This is a genomic window from Allobosea robiniae, assembly GCF_900102525.1.
GTDB lineage: Bacteria > Pseudomonadota > Alphaproteobacteria > Rhizobiales > Beijerinckiaceae > Allobosea > Allobosea robiniae.
This window is the reverse complement of record NZ_FNBZ01000003.1, coordinates 320,923-337,858: the sequence shown is the minus strand read 5'-3', so window position 1 is coordinate 337,858 and position 16,936 is coordinate 320,923. Positions and strand designations below refer to the sequence as shown.

The 16,936-nt window shown below is 66.7% G+C and carries 20 protein-coding genes, 1 tRNA gene and 1 pseudogene; 8 read left to right on the top strand and 14 right to left on the bottom strand.

Features of this window, described 5'->3' with window-relative positions; genetic code table 11:
• Positions 1–7 precede the first annotated feature (7 nt).
• Positions 8–250 (bottom strand): LysR substrate-binding domain-containing protein, encoded by a 243-nt coding sequence (locus BLQ70_RS10535; RefSeq protein WP_244511978.1) that lies wholly within the window; start codon positions 248–250, stop codon positions 8–10.
• A 124-nt stretch (positions 251–374) separates the two neighbouring features.
• On the opposite strand from BLQ70_RS10535, the gene BLQ70_RS10530 reads away from it, so the two are divergent.
• A complete protein-coding gene (locus BLQ70_RS10530) occupies positions 375–1,193 on the top strand; it encodes an aspartate dehydrogenase (protein WP_091856921.1) in 819 nt (272 codons plus the stop codon).
• Between the two features lie 118 nt (positions 1,194–1,311).
• Here the strand turns inward: BLQ70_RS10530 and BLQ70_RS10525 are convergent, their stop codons facing one another.
• Entirely contained in the window at positions 1,312–2,214 is a 903-nt protein-coding gene (locus BLQ70_RS10525) for a LysR family transcriptional regulator (RefSeq protein ID WP_170843378.1), read from the bottom strand.
• 91 nt (positions 2,215–2,305) lie between these two features.
• On the opposite strand from BLQ70_RS10525, the gene BLQ70_RS10520 reads away from it, so the two are divergent.
• Both BLQ70_RS10520 and BLQ70_RS25610 read left to right on the top strand, forming a co-directional pair.
• Positions 2,306–3,328: a bile acid:sodium symporter family protein gene (locus BLQ70_RS10520; RefSeq protein WP_091856919.1), complete on the top strand. Its 1,023-nt coding sequence runs from the start codon at positions 2,306–2,308 to the stop codon at positions 3,326–3,328.
• A 148-nt stretch (positions 3,329–3,476) separates the two neighbouring features.
• Positions 3,477–3,689, top strand: coding sequence for a DUF2934 domain-containing protein (locus BLQ70_RS25610; RefSeq protein WP_061970116.1), 213 nt, complete (start codon positions 3,477–3,479; stop codon positions 3,687–3,689).
• A 78-nt stretch (positions 3,690–3,767) separates the two neighbouring features.
• On the opposite strand, the gene BLQ70_RS10510 is transcribed toward BLQ70_RS25610, so the two are convergent.
• From BLQ70_RS10510 to BLQ70_RS10500, 3 genes are all read right to left on the bottom strand, one after another.
• Positions 3,768–4,049, bottom strand: a complete 282-nt coding sequence (locus BLQ70_RS10510; protein WP_061970117.1) for a hypothetical protein — start codon at positions 4,047–4,049, stop codon at positions 3,768–3,770.
• A gap of 182 nt (positions 4,050–4,231) precedes the next feature.
• Entirely contained in the window at positions 4,232–4,441 is a 210-nt protein-coding gene (locus BLQ70_RS10505; RefSeq protein WP_061970118.1) for a hypothetical protein, read from the bottom strand.
• 204 nt (positions 4,442–4,645) lie between these two features.
• Positions 4,646–4,735, bottom strand: a tRNA-Ser gene (locus BLQ70_RS10500).
• A gap of 292 nt (positions 4,736–5,027) precedes the next feature.
• Here BLQ70_RS10500 and rplU point away from each other — a divergent pair.
• The 3 genes from rplU (at position 5,028) to BLQ70_RS10485 (ending at position 6,933) form a co-directional block, all read left to right on the top strand.
• Entirely contained in the window at positions 5,028–5,717 is a 690-nt protein-coding gene (gene rplU / locus BLQ70_RS10495; RefSeq protein ID WP_091857138.1) for a 50S ribosomal protein L21, read from the top strand.
• Positions 5,718–5,816: 99 nt separating this feature from the next.
• Positions 5,817–6,083, top strand: a complete 267-nt coding sequence (gene rpmA, locus BLQ70_RS10490; protein ID WP_061970119.1) for a 50S ribosomal protein L27 — start codon at positions 5,817–5,819, stop codon at positions 6,081–6,083.
• Between the two features lie 154 nt (positions 6,084–6,237).
• On the top strand, positions 6,238–6,933 hold the full coding sequence (locus BLQ70_RS10485; RefSeq protein WP_091856917.1) for a GNAT family N-acetyltransferase: 696 nt from the start codon (positions 6,238–6,240) through the stop codon (positions 6,931–6,933).
• Positions 6,934–7,052: 119 nt separating this feature from the next.
• Here BLQ70_RS10485 and denD (BLQ70_RS10480) read toward each other — a convergent pair whose 3' ends face one another.
• From denD (BLQ70_RS10480) to BLQ70_RS10450, 8 genes and pseudogenes are all read right to left on the bottom strand, one after another.
• On the bottom strand, positions 7,053–8,033 hold the full coding sequence (gene denD, locus BLQ70_RS10480) for a D-erythronate dehydrogenase (RefSeq protein ID WP_091856916.1): 981 nt from the start codon (positions 8,031–8,033) through the stop codon (positions 7,053–7,055).
• Positions 8,034–8,067: 34 nt separating this feature from the next.
• Positions 8,068–9,054, bottom strand: coding sequence for a D-erythronate dehydrogenase (denD, locus tag BLQ70_RS10475; protein WP_091856915.1), 987 nt, complete (start codon positions 9,052–9,054; stop codon positions 8,068–8,070).
• 94 nt (positions 9,055–9,148) lie between these two features.
• Positions 9,149–9,895: an SDR family oxidoreductase gene (locus BLQ70_RS10470; RefSeq protein ID WP_061970123.1), complete on the bottom strand. Its 747-nt coding sequence runs from the start codon at positions 9,893–9,895 to the stop codon at positions 9,149–9,151.
• A gap of 14 nt (positions 9,896–9,909) precedes the next feature.
• Positions 9,910–10,275 carry a GNAT family N-acetyltransferase gene (locus BLQ70_RS26185; RefSeq protein ID WP_342028485.1) on the bottom strand — a complete coding sequence of 122 codons (366 nt, stop codon included), beginning with the start codon at positions 10,273–10,275 and terminating at the stop codon, positions 9,910–9,912.
• Between the two features lie 105 nt (positions 10,276–10,380).
• Positions 10,381–11,043 (bottom strand): annotated as a pseudogene (locus BLQ70_RS26180) (GNAT family N-acetyltransferase); the annotation flags it as partial.
• Complete coding sequence (locus BLQ70_RS10460; RefSeq protein ID WP_091856913.1) at positions 11,040–11,366, bottom strand: hypothetical protein; 327 nt, start codon at positions 11,364–11,366, stop codon at positions 11,040–11,042. The gene BLQ70_RS10460 and the pseudogene BLQ70_RS26180, both read right to left, overlap by 4 nt.
• Positions 11,363–12,202: an isocitrate lyase/PEP mutase family protein gene (locus tag BLQ70_RS10455; RefSeq protein WP_091856912.1), complete on the bottom strand. Its 840-nt coding sequence runs from the start codon at positions 12,200–12,202 to the stop codon at positions 11,363–11,365. Before BLQ70_RS10455 ends, BLQ70_RS10460 begins: the two co-directional genes overlap by 4 nt.
• A 315-nt stretch (positions 12,203–12,517) precedes the next feature.
• Positions 12,518–14,338 (bottom strand): IlvD/Edd family dehydratase, encoded by a 1,821-nt coding sequence (locus BLQ70_RS10450; protein ID WP_091856911.1) that lies wholly within the window; start codon positions 14,336–14,338, stop codon positions 12,518–12,520.
• A gap of 255 nt (positions 14,339–14,593) precedes the next feature.
• On the opposite strand from BLQ70_RS10450, the gene BLQ70_RS10445 reads away from it, so the two are divergent.
• A complete protein-coding gene (locus BLQ70_RS10445; RefSeq protein ID WP_091856910.1) occupies positions 14,594–15,778 on the top strand; it encodes a pyridoxal phosphate-dependent aminotransferase in 1,185 nt (394 codons plus the stop codon).
• A gap of 2 nt (positions 15,779–15,780) precedes the next feature.
• Complete coding sequence (locus tag BLQ70_RS10440; RefSeq protein ID WP_091856909.1) at positions 15,781–16,113, top strand: NIPSNAP family protein; 333 nt, start codon at positions 15,781–15,783, stop codon at positions 16,111–16,113.
• 9 nt (positions 16,114–16,122) lie between these two features.
• Here BLQ70_RS10440 and BLQ70_RS10435 read toward each other — a convergent pair whose 3' ends face one another.
• Positions 16,123–16,935: a DUF3108 domain-containing protein gene (locus BLQ70_RS10435; protein WP_091856908.1), complete on the bottom strand. Its 813-nt coding sequence runs from the start codon at positions 16,933–16,935 to the stop codon at positions 16,123–16,125.
• Position 16,936 lies beyond the last annotated feature (1 nt).

Here is a 16,936-nt window from a genome sequence, read left to right as displayed (position 1 = left end):
GCGCCCCTCACCCGGCCTCGCTCGGCGCGAGCTGACGCACGAAGCGGCGCAGCAGCCCCTCGAAAGCCGAGAGCGCCGGCGAGGCCGCGCGCCCGCCCAGCCGGATCATCACGATGTCCCGTGAGATCGACGGCTCCGTCAGCGGTCGCACCAGTACCGAAGCCGGCGCCACCGCCCGCGCATAGGTCGGCAGCACGGCGATGCCGAGCCCGGTCAAAAGGCGGATGCCGCTGTCGCGGGTCAGTGTCACCGGCGGCTCCGCCGCGCCCGCAGGCGCCAGCGCCCTTGATCTGTGCGGGCCGCCATTTCAGCATGCTGGAAGGCCTGAACGGCGGCCCCCTGCTCGATCTCGCCTTGCAAACGGCGGAAGGCTCATGACGATGCAACCTCGCAAACCGCTCCGTCTCGCCCTGATCGGCTGGGGCGCCATCAACCGCCGTGTCGCGGACTTGCTGGCGGAGCGAAGCAGCGGCGACATCACCATCGCCGCTGTCGCCGTCCGCAACCCCGCCGCAGCCGGCGACATCCCAGCCGGAGCGAAGCTTATCACGGAGCCGGATGAACTCGCCGGCCTGGATCTCGATCTCGTCGTCGAAGCCGCCGGGCGTGAGGCTGTCGGCATCTGGGGCAAGGCGGCGCTCGTGCACGCTCCGGCTTTCGCCGTCGCCTCGACCAGCGCCTTCTGCGACGACGCCCTGCTCGCTCGCCTGATCGCCGCCGCCGAAAGCCGCGGCAGCCAGCTCCTGATCCCGCCGGGCGCCCTCGCCGGCATCGACGGCATCGCCGCTGCCTCCCTGCTGCCGCTCGACGAGGTCGTCCACCGCATCGTCAAGCCGCCGGCCGCCTGGCGCGGGACCTCGGCCGAAAGCCTGCTCGGACTCGACGGGATCACCGAGGCGACCGCGTTCTTCTCCGGTACGGCCCGCGAGGCTGCCTCGCGCTTTCCGCAGAACGCCAATGTCGCGGTGATCTCGGCGCTCGCCGGCATCGGGCTCGATCGCACCCGTGTCGAGCTTGTCGCCGACCCTGCAGCAGGCGGCAACGGCCACCAGCTCAGCGCGCGCGGCGCCTTCGGCAAGCTCGACATCGCCATCGAGAACCGCCCGCTCGCCACGAACCCGAAATCCTCGGAGATGACGGCGCTGGGGCTGGTCCGGCTGGTCGAGAACCGCGTGCGCACCTTGGTGCGCTGAACCTCCACCGTCATTCCGCGGCGTCAAGGACAGCGGATAGGCGCGCGAGGGCGGCGCCGAGGGTCTCCCCCACTACATGACCGTGAAGACGCTCTCCCACAGGATGGCGATCTGAAGCCTAACCGCGCCTGACGCGCCGCGACGCTTCCGGCAGGAGGCGCTCCGCGCTCGCCAGGATGCTGTCGGCAAGCGCCCGCGCCGCCGCCTGATGCGACTGTCCGCCGATCACGACGAATTCGATCGTCCCCAGCGGCGGCAGCGCGTCACGCGGCTCGACCTCGGCGAGACCCTGCGGGATCAGGCGGGCCGAATGTGCGGTGATGCCGAGCCCCGCCACCGTCGCCGCGCGCAGGCCCGCGAGGCTGCCGCTGGTACAGGCGACGCGCCAGGCGCGGCCCGCTCGTTCCAGCGTCTCGATGGCATGGACGCGCGTGATGCTCGGCGGCGGATAGAGCACGAGCGGCACCACCGGCTGCTCGGCCAGTCCCGTGCCCGGCCGGCCGGCCCAGACCAGCCGTTCCTGCCAGGCGACCTCGCCGCGCGCATCGCCCTTGCGGCGCTTGGCGAAGATCAGGTCGAGATCGCCCGCGTCATAGTGCTCGTAGAGCAGTCCGCTGAGGCCCACCGTCAGCTCCAGATCGACCGCGTGATGCTGCATGGCGAAGGCGGCGAGGATCTCCGGCAATGCCGTATAGGCGAAATCCTCGGAGACCCCGAGCCTGAGACGCCCGCGCAGGGTCGAGCCAGCGAGATGACGCTCGATCCGCTGTCCCGCCTCGAGCGCCTGCCGCGCGAAGGGCAGGATCGCATCCCCGTCCGGCGTCGGCCGCACCTCGTGGGTGTCGCGCGCGAGCAGGCGCCGCCCGAGCCGCTTTTCCAGCCGCGCGACATGCTGGCTGACGGAAGACTGGCGCAGGCCGAGCTGGCGTGCCGCTTCGGTGAAGCTCAACGTCTCGCAGACCTTCAGAAAGCTCTGCAGCAGGACGGGATCGAGCGGCTTCGGATCGGGGCTGATGCTCATCATGATTCATGATAGCCGATATCGCCGCCAGTCCAGATCAAAATGAACGTGAAAGAGTTTAGAAGGCGCCATCTCATCACAAGGACCGCAGATGCTCCGCCGCACCCTCGCCCGCTTCGGCATCGATCCTTATCTGATCGCCTTGATGGCCACTGTCGCGGTCGCGGCCGTGTTCCCCGCCCATGGCACTGGGGCCGAGATCGCCAATGACGCCGTGTCCGTCGCGGTCGCCCTCCTCTTCTTCCTCTATGGCGCAAGGCTGTCGCCGCTGGCGGTCTGGGAAGGCCTGCTGCACTGGCGCCTGCAATCGCTGGTCTTCGCGAGCACCTATCTGCTCTTCCCGCTGCTCGGCCTGCTGCTCACGCGCATCTTCGGCGGCTTCCTGCCGTCCGAACTGATCGCTGGCCTGATCTTCGTCTGCATCCTGCCCTCGACCGTGCAGTCCTCGATCGCCTTCACCTCGATCGCGCGCGGCAATGTCGCGGCGGCGCTGTGCAGTGCCTCGGTCTCCAACCTCTTCGGGATGGTGCTGACGCCGCTGCTCGTCGTCCTGCTGCTCAATTCGAAAGGCGGCGGCTTCAGCACGCGTGCCGTCGAGAGCATCGCCCTGCAACTCCTGCTGCCCTTCCTGGTCGGGCAGTTGCTGCGCCGCTGGATCGGCCCCTTCCTCCAGCGCCACAAGGCGCCGATCTCGCTGGTCGATCGCGGCTCGATCCTGCTCGTCGTCTACGCCGCCTTCAGCGAGGGCATGGTCGCCGGCATCTGGTCGCAGGTCACGCTCGCCGATCTCGGACTCGTCATCATCATCGACGTCGTCCTGCTCGCCGCAGTGCTGACGATCACGACCTTCGCCAGCCGCCGCCTCGGCTTCTCCAAGGAGGACGAGATCGCCATCGTCTTCTGCGGCTCGAAGAAGAGCATGGCGAGCGGCATCCCGATGGCGAACATCCTGTTCCCCGGCCAGGCGCTCGGCCTGATCGTGCTGCCGCTGATGCTGTTCCACCAGGCACAACTCTTCGCCTGCGCAGTCCTGGCCCAGCGTTATGCCCGCCGTCCCGCTCAAGCAAAAACCGAAACGCCCGGCGAAGCGGATCTGGCGACCGCAAAGACTTGAACATCCCGCCCGCGCCGGGCTGGATCTTTCATCGCGCGCGGGAACAACCCGGCCGATCCGCGGTTGTTCCCCTGTACGGCAAGGCCGTCATCCTCTCCGAAACCAGAGTTCCCCGATGCGCATCGGGGAGCGATCATGGAGGCGAGACATGAAGCAGGACGACAAGACCCAGCACGAGATCCGGAAGATCGCCTACGGGCTCTGGATCAAGGACGGACAGCCCGAGGGCCGCGACCGCGAGCATTGGGAAGCCGCCAAGGAGATTTGGGCCTTCCGCAGCCATAACCACGTCCTCGACGATACCGACGATTCCGGCGCGGGCACGGCGAAGAAGCGTCGGCAGACATCCGACGCGGCTTGAATAGCAGGCCCGCTCGTCATTAACGGGCTGAAAAGAGAATGAGCAGCGAGGCAGGCGCCGTCATCCGGCGCCTCGGCCTCAGGGGCAGATATACCCGCTTGCGTCGGGCTGGCAGCGTGCGCCCGTCGGCAACACCAGCGCCCCTCGCTCGCGCTTCACGTAATCGCCGTTCGGCAGAGTGAAGCCGCCGGTATGATCCGGCGAGACACGTGTGCCGTCCGGCAGAACCAGCTGCCCGCCGTCACGGACGATGCGCTTGGCGGAAGGAGCCGCAGTCTGCTGGACAGGCTGGGGCCGGGAGGAGACACAGCCGGCGGCCAGAACGGCAACCAGGCTGGCGGCAATCGAGATCCTGATCATGAGTCCATCTTTGCCGCGCCTGAGGGCAGCGTGCAACCCTGCTTGCGAATTTGCGACGAACCAACAGTACAGGCTGCACGCGGGATCGGCAGCGGTTCAAAGGGAGGCCGAAGACGTCTGCCGATTCGTTGCCGGCTACAGCAGCGGATCGACACTTCACATCCGAAAGGCCGCCCGGCGATCTAGCCGGCTTCGCCTGTGCGCTCCTGCGAAACCGTTGCCGACTGGCGTTCGGCGGTACGATCGAGGCATTCCGCCATCTGGGCGGTACCCCAGCCGAATTTCGAGCACTCCGCCGTGCCCACGGTGTAATCCCGCGTCGGATGCTGGGATTGAGGCGTGCTGTTGCAGCCGGTGAGAGCCAGGGTGATAATGGCAAGCGCCAATCGCATCGGGGGCCTCCTTGCTGTGTGAGCCGCAATTAAGGCGCAACCTGGCCGGTCAGTTCAACCCCGTTCCGTGCCGGTAGCCGTTTCCAGCGAGCCGCAAGCCCGCCTCGCACACCGACACTGCGGATCGCGTAGGGACGGAGAACGGAAGCTTTACGCCGCCGCGTGGCGCTTCTCGTTCCAGATCGGCGCAGTGAATTGAGAGGATGGCGGACAGGGAGGGATTTGAACCCCCGATACCCTTGCAGGTATGCCGCATTTCGAGTGCGGTGCATTCAACCACTCTGCCACCTGTCCGCGGTCGCCTTCGGTCGAAGCGAGGCGGTTACTACACAAGCCGCGTCCGGGGAGCAAGCCTCCTGCGCAGGAGAAATCCACTCTTCCCCGCCGCTTTCGCTTGACCTGCTCTGGCCTTGCGACTATCGAGCACCGTCCGGCGCGGGGAAACTCGCGCCCGATCTCTTTTGGCATGTGCGCTGCGTCGCATGTCGCAAGAGCAAGCCAGACCACGCAATCGACTGCCAAAAAGCCGTCCCACGGGCCTCCATCCGGAAGCCGCGACAGGACGGGGCCGAACATGGAGGACAAAATGTTCGCAGTCATCAAGACCGGCGGGAAGCAGTTCCGCGTCGCCGCCAACGACAAGATCACCGCCGCCAAGATCGAAGGCAACCCGGGCGACACCGTCGCTTTCGGCTCCGTGCTGATGCTCACCGAGGGTGAGAAGACCACGCTCGACGCCAAGGCCCTCTCCGACATCACCGTCGTCGGTGAAATCGTCGAGCAGGCTCGTGGCGAGAAGGTCATCGCCTTCAAGAAGCGCCGCCGCCAGAATTCGAAGCGCAAGCGCGGCTTCCGCGCCGAGCTGACCGTCATCCGCATCACCGACATCCTCACCGGCGGCAAGAAGCCGGAGATGAAGAAGGGCGATGCCTCCGCTGTGGCGCTGAAGGCCGCTTCGACCGCGACCAAGGGCAAGGCCGCTCCGAAGGCCGCCAAGGCTGCTGCGGCGACCGAGGGCCTCGACGCCTCGAACCTCTCGCTGATCTCGGGCGTCGGCCCGACCATCGAGAAGAAGCTGCGCGCCGCCGGCATCGCCTCCTGGAACGACATCGCCGCCTGGACCGAGGCCGACATCGCCAAGTGGGACGAGGAGCTCAAGCTGCGTGGCCGCGCCACCCGCGAGGAGTGGGTCGAGCAGGCCAAGGAGCTGCTCGCCGGCAAGCCGCCGCGCGCCAAGGCCGACCAGGCCGAACTGGCTTCGGGCGAGGACTACTGACGGCATCCGTCAGCGCAGATTGATCGTCGGACCCGAACCGGCTGGCTTTCGCCGCCGATTCGGGTTACAGAGACAGCACAAGTTTTGAGGTAGGGCGTTATGGCTCATAAAAAGGCAGGCGGTTCGTCCCGCAACGGTCGCGACTCCGAAGGCAGGCGCCTCGGCGTCAAGAAGTTCGGCGACCAGGCCGTGATTCCGGGCAACATCATTATCCGTCAGCGCGGCACCAAGTGGCATGCCGGCGCCAATGTCGGCATGGGCAAAGACCATACCCTCTTTGCGACGGCGAATGGCCGAGTCCGATTCACGACGAAACTCGGCCGAGCTTTCGTGAACGTAGTTCCGGCCCAAGAGGCCGCAGAGTAATAGGCGGATAGGGAATTCTCTCGATCCGCCGGTTCCATCGAACCGAACGGATCAAGGGTTAAAAGACCCAATACGGGTCTCCCGAAGGTCAGCGAAGGGGAGATGGGACCAAAGTCCCAGCTCCCTTTTTCGTTTGCGCCGACGGAGAGACGATATGTTCCCCGAACTGACCCGCGACGATGTCTTCCGGCTCGAGACCCGGCGTCTCTGGCTGCGTTGGCCCCGCATGGCCGATGCCAATGCCATCCTGCGCCTTGCCGGTGAAAAGGCGGTGGCCGAGATGACGGCATCGATCCCCCATCCCTACCCGCCCCAGGCGGTGGAGCCCTTCATCTTCGCGATGCGCAAGGGCAACGCGCTGGGCGAGCATCTCGCGCTGGCCATCACCCCGCGGTCGAAGCCCAACGAGTTGATCGGCATGATCAGCGCGCACAGGCAGGCGACGGGCGTGCCCTTCATCGGCTACTGGCTCGGCACCCCGCACTGGGGCAAGGGCTGCGCGACCGAGGCCGTGCAGGGCCTGATCGACAGCCTGTTCTCGCTGATCGACCTGCCCGCGATCGAGGCCGATACCCGCGTCATCAACCCGGCCTCGCGGCGGGTGCTGGAGAAGTCCGGCTTCCGGTCGGAGGGCTCGTTCCTGAAGTCGCTGCCGGCGCGCGGCGGGCTGTTCCCCTGCGAGCAGTTCCGGCTCGACCGCTCGACCTGGGCGGCGCTCAAGAGCTGGAGCGCCAGCGGCTGGGCTCATGCGCCTGAACTGGAACCGGAGCAGGAGTCGGCGCGCGGTGCGCCCGCGCTCGGCATACCGCCGCGGCGCCAGCAGGAACAGGCCGAGCCCTGCCCGGCCTGAAGATCTGCAACCGTCATGCTCGCCCTTGTGGCGAGCATCCACGTCTTGAACGCGGACTTGACCGAGGAAGACGTGGATGGTCGGGACAAGCCCGACCATGACGGAAGTGCAGTTTCGTCTTACTTCACGAAGGTCCCGTGCAGCTCGTCGTCGATATGCACGCGGATGATCTCCTCGAAATTCGCCTCCGACCTGAAGCCGAGCGCCAGAGCACGCTGCGGGTCGAAATTGCGCGGCCAGCCGGCGACGATCCCGTCGATCACCGGGTCCGTCACGCGCTTGATGCGCTTGACCACGTTCTCGCCGGCGACCTTGCGCAGCGTTTCGATCTGCTCGGCGACCGTGCAGGAATAACCCGGCATCGTCAGGGCGCGGCGCGGGCCGATCGCGGCCGTATCCATCGTCGCGGCATGGATCAGGAAGCCGACCGCCGAGCGCGGCGAGGCATGCCAGTGGCGGACCTGATCGGAGACCGGCAGCACCGCTTCCTCGCCGTTCAGCGGCTCGCGGATGATGTTGGAGAAGAAGCCCGAGGCCGCCTTGTTCGGCTTGCCCGGGCGCACGCAGATCGTCGGCAGGCGGATGCCGACGCCGTTGAAGAAGCCGCGGCGCGAATAGTCGCAGAGCAGGAGCTCGCCGATCGCCTTCTGCGTGCCATAGCTGGTCAATGGCGTGGTGAAGAACTCGTCCTCGATCTTGTCGTGGAAGGGCGCGCCGAACACCGCGACCGAGGAGGTGAACACCACGCGCGGGGTATAGCCCTCCGCATGCCGGATCGCCTCGAAGAGGTAGCGCGTGCCGTCGAGATTGATCCGATAGCCCTTGTCGAAATCGGCCTCGGCTTCGCCCGAGACCACCGCCGCGAGATGGATGATCACCTCCGGCCGCGTCGCGATCAGTTTCTCGGATTCGCCATGGATCGAGAGATCGGAGACCACCGCCTCGAAATCGAAGGGCGCGGCCGGCGGGGGCGAGGCGACGACGACGTCCTGCGCCGTCACGCGCGTCACCGGCTTGCCGCCGAGATGGCCGTCGCGCGCCAGCCGCTCGATGAACTTGCGCCCGACCATGCCGGCGCCGCCGAGAACGAGAATATGCATCGGATCTGTCCTGAAGGTTTGCTCTGAGGTTTCGTCAGTTCGGGAGATGGCCGCCGAGATCGTCGGCGATATGGACGCGGATGATCTCGTCGAAATCGCGCTCGGCGGTGAAGCCCAGAGCCAGCGCACGCTTTGCGTCGAAGCGTGTCGGCCAGCCCGCAACAATCGCCGCCGAGGCCGGATCGGGCGCGCGCTTGATCAGCTTCACCGCCTTGTCGCCGGCAATGCGGCGGAGCGCCTCGATCTGCTCGCCGACCGTGACACAGACGCCGGGCATGGTCAGGTTGACCCGCGGGCCGAGCTCATCGCGCGAGAGGCCGGCGGCATGGATCAGGAAACCGACGGCGGAACGCGGACTCGCATGGGTGAAGAGCACCTCGTCGCTGACCGGCAGCAACGCCTCCTGCCCCTGCAGCGGCTCGCGGATGATGCCGGAGAAGAAGCCGCCAGCTGAGGCATTGGGCTTGCCCGGCCTGACCACGATCGAGGGGAAGCGGATGCCGACGCCCTCGACGAAGCCGCGCCGGGAATAGTCGGCCAGCAGCAATTCGCCGATCGCCTTCTGCGTGCCGTAGCTGGTCAGCGGCGTGACGTGGAACTCGTCGGAGATCGACGCCGGGAACGGCGCGCCGAAAATGCCGCTCGAGCTGGTGAAGACGAGCTTGGGCGCATAGGCAGCGCCGCCCTCATGCCGGATCGCCTCCAGCAGGTTGTGCATGCCGTCGAGATTGACGCGGTAGCCCTTGTCGAAATCGCGCTCGGCCTCGCCGGAGATGATCGCAGCCAGGTGGAAGATCAGGTCCGGCCGCAGCGCCGCCAATTCCCTGGCGACAGCGGCATCGCCGGCATCCTCGACGCGGATCGTCGCGCGATCCGCAAGCTCGGCCGGCAGCGCGGGCGCCACCACATCGGTCAGCGTCAGCGTGTCGATCGCCTGGCCGGCGCACTGGCCCTCGCGCGCCAGACGTTCCGCCAGCCTGCGGCCGACCATGCCGGCCGCACCTGTGATCAGGACATGCATGACGTCTCCCTATCCGGTTCGCATCGCGGGCTGCTCTTCGCGGCAACCCGTCAGGGGAACGGAGGGCGACGGCCGCCCTCCGTCCGAAAGCGCTTCAGAGGGCGAAGCCGCCATCCGCCAGATGGATCTGGCCGGTGGTGTAGCTCGACTCGTCCGCTGCGAGGTAGACGGCGAGCGCAGCGATCTCCTCGGCCGTGCCGAGCCGGCCCATCGGCTGGCGATCGATGAAGGCCTGCCGGGCGGCGGCCTCGGTCGTCTTCGTCGCCTGGGCGAGATCCTTGATGCGCTGGTCGAGCGAGGGCGACTGGATCGTGCCGGGGCAGATCGCGTTCGCGCGCACGCCCTTCTTGATGTAGTCGGCCGCGACCGCCTTGGTCAGGCCGATCACCGCCGCCTTGGTCGCGCCATAGGCGTAGCGGTTCGGGATGCCGCGCACCGAGCCGGCACCTGAGGCGATATTGACGATGGAGCCGGAGCCCTTGGCCAGCATGCCCGGCAGGAAGGCCTGGATCGTGCGATGCATCGACTTGACGTTGAGGTCGAAGGAGAAGTCCCAGGCCTTGTCGTCGGTGTCGAGAACCGTGCCGTGATGGACGAAGCCGGCGGCGTTGACGAGGATGTCGACGGGGCCAACCTTCTCGGCGAAGGCATTGACCGCCTTGCTGGAGAGCACGTCGAGCTTGCGCTTCTTCGCCTTCGGAATACCCTCCAGCAGGGCGACGTCCTTATCGGTCGCCCAGACGGTGGCGCCTTCCGCGACGAAAGCCTCGGCGATGGCCCGGCCGATCCCCTGCCCCGCGGCGGTGACGACCGCGACCTTGCCCTTCAAACGTCCTGCCATACCCGTGTCCTCTTTCAACCGGCTTTTGCAAAGGTCTTGCGCATATGGGTCAGCCGCCGGTCGGCCATGTCCTCATGATGCGTGATGGAAAAGCCCAGCCGCTCGTACCAGCCGATGCGCTGGGTCAGCTTGGCATGGGTGTAGAGATGGACCGAAGCATAGCCGAGCGCCTGCGCCCGCTCGTCGGCGAAGCCCATCAGCGCGGCGCCCAGCTTGCGGCCCGCCGCTTCCGGCGCGACGGCCACGCTCCAGATCGTGAAATCCTCCGGCTCGATGTCGAGCACCAGCGCGGCTTCGAGCTTGCCGGCATCCTCCGCGAGCCAGACCTCGTGCTCGGCGACGACCTGCGCATAATCGGCGATGCGGGGCAGCGAGGGCACGCCGATGATGCTCTCGTTCGGCGTATAGGCAGCGTTCTTGAGCGCAAGGATCGCCGGGATATCCGCGAGCCCGGCCCGGCGCAGCGCGACAGTTCCCGCATGGCCTCCGATCTGGTTGAAGGCACCGAGCGCGAGCTTCTGCTGGCCCTGCGCGTCGAAATTCGACGGCGCCAGCCAGCGGCGGAAGGCCTGGGCGCGCACCGGCCATTCGCCGTCCAGGATCGAGAACCAGGCGGTGTCGCGATTGGCGCCCTTCACCACCATATGCTGGCGGAACAGCCCCTCATACTGGAAGCCGAAGCGCAAAGCGGCCCGCTTGGACGGCTCGTTCAGGTTGTTGCACTTCCACTCGTAGCGGCGATAGCCGAGCGAGAAGCCGTAATCGCCGACGAGATAGATCGCCTCGGTCGCCGCCCGCGTCCGCTGCAAGGCCGGGGAATAGGTGATCGAGCCGACCTCGAACACGCCATGCTCGGGCCGGATCTCCATGATCCAGAGATGGCCCTTGGCCTTGCCGTCGGCCTTGTCGATCACGGCGAGCGGCACGATGCCGGCCTTCGCGACCATCGAGTCGAGCAGCGCGCGGTATGCGTCCTTGTCCTTCGGCGGCGGGACTGAGAGCCAGTCCCAGACGCTGTCGCGCCCGACATCGGCGGCCCAGATATCGTCGATATGCTTGGCGACATCGAGCGGTTCGAGCCGGCAATACTGGCCTTCCAGAACCTTGGCCGGCGGGAACGGGGGGGCCGTCCAATGAAGCGTCGTCATGATGCTTCCTTCCCCTTCCAGCCGGCGAGGTCGAGCCGGATCTCCCAGCCCGCTCCGAGTTCTCCCGCAATGGCATGGGCGAGCGCTGCGCCTTCCGCTTCCCAGGCCAGCCGCTCGACCGCGTCGCTGAAATCGGAAGCCGCCGGTTCATCCTCGTCATAGATCGCGTCGAAGGCATCCATCCAGGCTTCGAGCCGGTCCGCAACCGCCTCGGAGAGCCCGACATCCTCGGCGTCGACCGCCCGACGCTTGCCCTTGGCGTCGATCTGCCAGAGGCCGCTGAGCCCGAGCCATTCCGGCGCGATCAGCAGCGTGCCGCTCATGAGCGCTCCGCGAGGTCTTTGGTGAAGAACGGATTCAGGGGCGCCGAGGCGCCGTTGCCGGCGAAGCCCTTGAAGCTGCCCTCCTCCGCGATCAGCCGCGTCGCCTCGATGAAGGCGGCCCAGGCCGCCCGCGCCAGCGCCCCGCCGATCGAGATGCGCCGCGTACCGGTCGCCGCGATTTCAGGCACGGAAAGCCCGAAATCGCCGTAGATCAGCGTGTTCACGGGCTTGCCGCCGGCCGCAGCGACGATGGCTCCGATATCGGCCGGGGTCTTCGGGCCGGGCGCATAGAGCACGTCGGCACCCGCCGCGGCATAGGCCTCGATCCGCCGTACCGATTCCTTCAGCGGCTCGGGATGACCGGTCAGGAAGCACTCGGCCCGCGCCGTCAGCACGACGCCGGAGCCGGTCTCGTCGATCGCCTTGCGCGCCGCCTTGATCCGCTCGACCGCGAGCTCGAACGGATAGAGCGGCGCGTCCTGGCGCCCGGTCGCATCCTCGATCGACAAGCCTGCGACGCCGGTCGCGACGCAGAGCTTGACGTTGGCGGCGACGCCGTCAGGCGTGTCGGCATAGCCGTTCTCGAAATCGGCATTGACCGGCAGGTCGGGCACCGCCTTCACGATCTCGGCGATGTGGGCCAGCATCATGTCGCGCGGCACGTCCTGGTCGGCGCGCCCCTGCGTGAAGGCATAGCCGGCGCTCGTCGTCGCCAGCGCCTTGAAGCCCTGCCCGCGCAGCCAGCGGGCCGAGCCGAGATCCCAGGGATTGGGCATCACGAAGCAGCCGGCCTCGTGGAGCTTGCGGAAGGCTTCGACCTGCGGGCTCTGTGCCATGGTTTAAATCGTTTCAAATGGAGGCGGAACGAACGACTGCCATAGTGTCGAGGGTCGTATCGTTTGTCAGCCCCGTTGGGCGCGCGTCGCGCAGCGAACGCCGATGCGCGGGCGGAATGGCGTGGGTGGCGCCGGCAACGGGAAAGCGCCAGTGCCGCGTGTCATCCCGCACGCGCCGCGGCGCGAAGTGCCGCTGCGCAGATGCGGAATCGTACGAAGCAAGGGCGCCTTTATCGGGTGACGGTCCCGTGTCTGCGCCGCGGCATTACATGCCGCAGCGCGCACGGGATGACACCTTTCAAACGCGACATCCCCTCAGTGGTTGTCGCGCGGAATGCCGAACTTCTTGTGGATCTTCTGGTACTTGACCGCCGGCTTGAGGACCATGCCCTCGGAGAGTTCGTCGACGATCTTGCGCTGGATCTCCTGCCAGGGCGTCTGGCTCTTCGGATACTTGTAGCCGCCCGAAGCCTTGAACGCCGCCTTGCGCTCGGCCAGCTCCTCATCCGAGATCAGGATGTTGGCGGTGCGCTTCTTCAGGTCGATGCGGACCTTGTCGCCCATCTTGAGCAGCGCGAGCCCGCCGCCGGTCGCCGCTTCCGGCGAGGCGTTGAGGATCGAGGGCGAACCCGAGGTGCCGGACTGGCGCCCGTCGCCGACGCAGGCGAGCGCGGTGATGCCCTTCTTGATCAGGTAGTCCGGCGGCCGCATGTTCACGACCTCGGCCGCGCCCGGATACCCGATCGGCCCGACGCCCCGGATGAACAGGATGCAGTGCTCGTCGATGGCGAGCGCCGGATCGTCGATGCGGTGGTGATAGTCCTCCGGCCCGTCGAAGACGATGGCGCGGCCCTCGAAGGCCATCGGGTCCTTCGGGTTCTCCAGATAGCGCTTGCGGAATTCCGGCGTGATCACGCTGGTCTTCATGATCGCGGAATCGAACAGGTTGCCGGAGAGGTTGAGGAAGCCCGACTGGGCCTTCATCGGCTGGTCGTAGCTCTTGATCACCTCGCGGGCGATCGAGAAGGCGCCCTTGCAGTTCTCTTCCAGCGTCCGCCCGTTGGCGGTGATCGCGGGCTTGAGCTTGCCCTTCTCGATCAGCTCCGCGATCACGGCAGGCAGGCCGCCGGCGCGATAGTAGTCCTCGCCGAGATACTCGCCGGCCGGCTGCAGGTTCACCAGCAGCGGGATGTCGTAGCCGACCTTGGTCCAGTCCTCGTTGTCGAGCTTGACGCCGATATGCTTGGCGATGGCGTTGACATGGACGGGCGCGTTGGTCGAGCCGCCGATCGCCGAATTGATGACGATGGTGTTCTCGAACGCCTCGCGGGTCAGGATCTTCGAGGGGATCAGGTTCTCCCAGACCATCTCGACGATGCGCTTGCCGGTGAGATAGGCCATCTCGTAGCGGTCGCGATAGGGCGCGGGGATCGCGGCGGCGCCGGGCAGCGTCATGCCCATCGCCTCGGCCAGCGAGTTCATCGTCGAGGCCGTGCCCATCGTATTGCAATGGCCGGCGGAAGGTGCCGACGAGGCAACGAGGTCGACGAAGCCCTTATAGTCGATCTCGCCGGCCGCCATCATCTGGCGCGCCTTCCAGACGATCGTGCCCGAGCCGGTGCGCTCGCCGCGGAAGGAGCCGTTCAGCATCGGCCCACCCGGCAGCGCGATCGCCGGGATGTCGACCGTCGCGGCCGCCATGATCTGGGCCGGCGTGGTCTTGTCGCAGCCGGTCGTCAGCACGACGCCGTCGAGCGGATAGCCGTAGAGGATCTCCACCAGCGAGAGATATTGCAGGTTGCGGTCGAGCGCCGCGGTCGGCCGCTTGCAGGTTTCCTGGATCGGATGGATCGGGAACTCGAAGGGCACGCCGCCCATCTCGCGGATGCCGTCGCGGACGCGCGAGGCGAGTTCGATATGATGCCGGTTGCAGGGCGCGATGTCCGAGCCGGTCTGGGCGATGCCGATGATCGGCCGACCCGATTGCAGTTCTTCCCGCGACAAGCCGAAATTCATCGTGCGCTCGATATAGAGCGCGGTCATGTCGGCGTTGTCGGGATTGTCGAACCATGCCTTCGAGCGCAACTGCTCGGGCTTGATGCGCCGAACGGATTTCTTGCCGGGTGCCTTGGCCATCCTCGTTTCCTCTCGTTCGGCGCGGCGCTGGCGGCCGCTTGCCGATCTCACATTCAAACGATTTGAGACTAGCCATCATGCCCATCGCCTGCGGCTCGGCAAGGCCCAATCTGGCTGATAGTCATACTATTTAATCATGCTGTATGCAGCATGCAACAATCCCGGAATGCGCCGCCCGCGCTTGCCAGCCGCGCCGGTTTGGCGCCAAGACAGGCGCAGCCGGCTTCATGCCAACGCTGCCCGAGGAAACGCGCCATGACCCTTCACGTCGTCCCCTCCTTCTCCCGCATCGGCGAGGAAAACGCCTTCGCCGTGCTGGCCCGCGCCACCGAATTGCAGCGCCAGGGCAAGGACATCATCAATCTCGGCATCGGCCAGCCGGATTTTTCGACGCCCGACCACATCGTCGAAGCCGCGGTGAAGGCGCTGCGTGACGGTCATCACGGTTACACCCCCGCCAACGGCATCCTGCCCCTGCGCGAGGCGGTCACCGCCGACCTGCACAAGCGCTTCGCGGTCGAGGTCTCGCCCGAGAGCGTGATGATCGTGCCCGGCGGCAAGGTCACCATGTTCATGGCGATCCTGATGTTCGGCGAGCCCGGCGCCGAGATTCTCTATCCGGACCCCGGCTTCCCGATCTATCGCTCGATGATCGAGTATACCGGCGCGACGCCGGTCCCGGTGCCGATCCGCGAGGAGAACGGATTCGCCTTCTCCGCCGAGGAGACGCTGGCGCTGATCACGCCGAAGACCCGGCTGCTGATCATCAACTCGCCGGCCAACCCGACCGGCGGCGTCACGCCCAAGGCCGAGATCGACAAGCTCGTCGCCGGCTTGGCGGCGTTTCCCGACGTCGCGATCATGTCCGACGAGATCTACGACCAGATGGTCTATGACGGCGAGAAGCATGTCTGCCTTCTCAGCTATCCGGAAATCCGCGACCGGCTGATCCTGCTCAACGGCTGGTCCAAGACCTATGCGATGACCGGCTGGCGGCTCGGCTATTCGGTCTGGCCGAAGCCCCTGCTCGACAATGCCCGCAAGCTCGCGGTGAATTCGCATTCCTGCGTCAACGCCCCCGCGCAATGGGCTGGCCTGGCGGCACTCACCGGTCCGCAGGACGCGGTGCACATGATGCTGGCGGAGTTCGACCGGCGCCGGAAGGCGGTGGTCAAGGGATTGAACGGCCTGCCCGGCGTCTCCTGCATCGAGCCCCGGGGCGCGTTCTACGCCTTCCCGAACGTCTCGCAGACCGGCTGGAAGGCGAAGAAGCTGGCCTCGGCCCTGCTGGAGGAAACCGGCGTCGCCACCATCGGCGGCCCCGATTTCGGCGTCCACGGCGAGGGCTATATCCGCCTGTCCTATGCCAACTCGCTGGAGAACATCGAGAAGGCGCTGGAGCGGATGAAGACCTTCCTCAGCACGGCGAAGGCGGCCTGACCATGGTCACCTGCTATCTGCGCTACGTCATCGATCCGCATAAGCTCGAAGCCTTCGAGGCCTATGGCAAGCTCTGGATCCGGCTGGTCGAAAAGTTCGGCGGCAAGCACCACGGCTACTTCATGCCGTCGGAAGGCGTCTCGAACGTGGCGCTCGCCATGTTCAGCTTCCCGTCGCTCGCGGCTTATGAGGATTACCGCAAGCGCTCCTTCGCCGATCCCGAATGCCAGGCAGCCTTCGCGATGAACGAGAAGGAGCGTTTCATCATCAGTTATGAGCGCTCGTTCTTCCGGCCGGTCTTCGAGGACGATCAGGGCGTCAAGCGCGCGCCCTGAGGCCCGGCCTCAATTCCGCGCAGCGCTGGCGGTCACGCCGGGATCGACCTTGAATCTGGAAGCTTCGATCACGGCCGTGCCGATCATCGTCTTCACGGAGATGCGCACCGGCACCATCACATCGGTGCCGGCGATCGGCGCGAGCCAGGCCGAGATGTCCCGGTTCTCGGCCATGAACTTGGTGCTGGGCCTGAGCGCGCGGTGGCCGGCGATCGGGACGAAGCGCGCCTGGCAGATCGAGACCGGGCCGCTATAGCCTTCGAGCTTGACGTTGCGGGTGCCGGCGCTCGAGAGCTTGATGTCGTAGCGCGCCGCGCCGTCGAAGATCGGCAGCGTGCGGTTGCAGGCGGCGTCCTTGCTCTTGCCGGTGACCGGCATCAGGAAGGCACTGAGGGGATCGACGATATTGCGCTTGTGGCTCTCGTTGAGCGGCACGCGATCGGGCTTCTCGTCGATCGGCGGCTCGATATCGATGCCGGCGACGGCGCCCTCGGCAAGCGCCATGCGGACGGTCCGGCTCTCACTGGAATTGGCGGAGCTCACAGCGAAGGTCTTCGGCGCAAGCCTGCCGCCGACAAGGGCGCCTGTCGCCGCGCCCGAGCCGCGCCCGCCGGTGACGCCACCGGCGATTCCCGTCAGCTTGGCAGTGATGTCGAGCTTGTAGCCGGAATTGTCGATGCCGCCGCTGAGGCTCGCCGTCCCCAGGGTGATTCCCAGGAGCGAAACGTCGTAGCGCGCGTCGAGCGAGGCTGCATCGGCGCTCGCGCCCAGACAGGCGGCGAGGGCGAGGCCTGCAAGGGACGATGCGGCGGCGGACTTCATC

Bases quoted from the DNA above. Each gene is read 5' to 3' on its own strand.
- BLQ70_RS10460 (WP_091856913.1), bottom strand. From the start codon at position 11,366: ATGAGCGGCACGCTGCTGATCGCGCCGGAATGGCTCGGGCTCAGCGGC.
- BLQ70_RS10450 (WP_091856911.1), bottom strand. From the start codon at position 14,338: ATGGCCAAGGCACCCGGCAAGAAATCCGTTCGGCGCATCAAGCCCGAG.
- BLQ70_RS10485 (WP_091856917.1), top strand. From the start codon at position 6,238: ATGTTCCCCGAACTGACCCGCGACGATGTCTTCCGGCTCGAGACCCGG.
- rplU (WP_091857138.1), top strand. From the start codon at position 5,028: ATGTTCGCAGTCATCAAGACCGGCGGGAAGCAGTTCCGCGTCGCCGCC.
- rpmA (WP_061970119.1), top strand. From the start codon at position 5,817: ATGGCTCATAAAAAGGCAGGCGGTTCGTCCCGCAACGGTCGCGACTCC.
- BLQ70_RS10435 (WP_091856908.1), bottom strand. From the start codon at position 16,935: ATGAAGTCCGCCGCCGCATCGTCCCTTGCAGGCCTCGCCCTCGCCGCC.
- BLQ70_RS10505 (WP_061970118.1), bottom strand. From the start codon at position 4,441: ATGCGATTGGCGCTTGCCATTATCACCCTGGCTCTCACCGGCTGCAAC.
- BLQ70_RS10525 (WP_170843378.1), bottom strand. From the start codon at position 2,214: ATGAGCATCAGCCCCGATCCGAAGCCGCTCGATCCCGTCCTGCTGCAG.
- BLQ70_RS10440 (WP_091856909.1), top strand. From the start codon at position 15,781: ATGGTCACCTGCTATCTGCGCTACGTCATCGATCCGCATAAGCTCGAA.
- BLQ70_RS10455 (WP_091856912.1), bottom strand. From the start codon at position 12,202: ATGGCACAGAGCCCGCAGGTCGAAGCCTTCCGCAAGCTCCACGAGGCC.
- BLQ70_RS25610 (WP_061970116.1), top strand. From the start codon at position 3,477: ATGAAGCAGGACGACAAGACCCAGCACGAGATCCGGAAGATCGCCTAC.
- BLQ70_RS10530 (WP_091856921.1), top strand. From the start codon at position 375: ATGACGATGCAACCTCGCAAACCGCTCCGTCTCGCCCTGATCGGCTGG.
- BLQ70_RS10520 (WP_091856919.1), top strand. From the start codon at position 2,306: ATGCTCCGCCGCACCCTCGCCCGCTTCGGCATCGATCCTTATCTGATC.
- BLQ70_RS10445 (WP_091856910.1), top strand. From the start codon at position 14,594: ATGACCCTTCACGTCGTCCCCTCCTTCTCCCGCATCGGCGAGGAAAAC.
- BLQ70_RS10470 (WP_061970123.1), bottom strand. From the start codon at position 9,895: ATGGCAGGACGTTTGAAGGGCAAGGTCGCGGTCGTCACCGCCGCGGGG.
- denD (WP_091856916.1), bottom strand. From the start codon at position 8,033: ATGCATATTCTCGTTCTCGGCGGCGCCGGCATGGTCGGGCGCAAGTTC.
- denD (WP_091856915.1), bottom strand. From the start codon at position 9,054: ATGCATGTCCTGATCACAGGTGCGGCCGGCATGGTCGGCCGCAGGCTG.
- BLQ70_RS10510 (WP_061970117.1), bottom strand. From the start codon at position 4,049: ATGATCAGGATCTCGATTGCCGCCAGCCTGGTTGCCGTTCTGGCCGCC.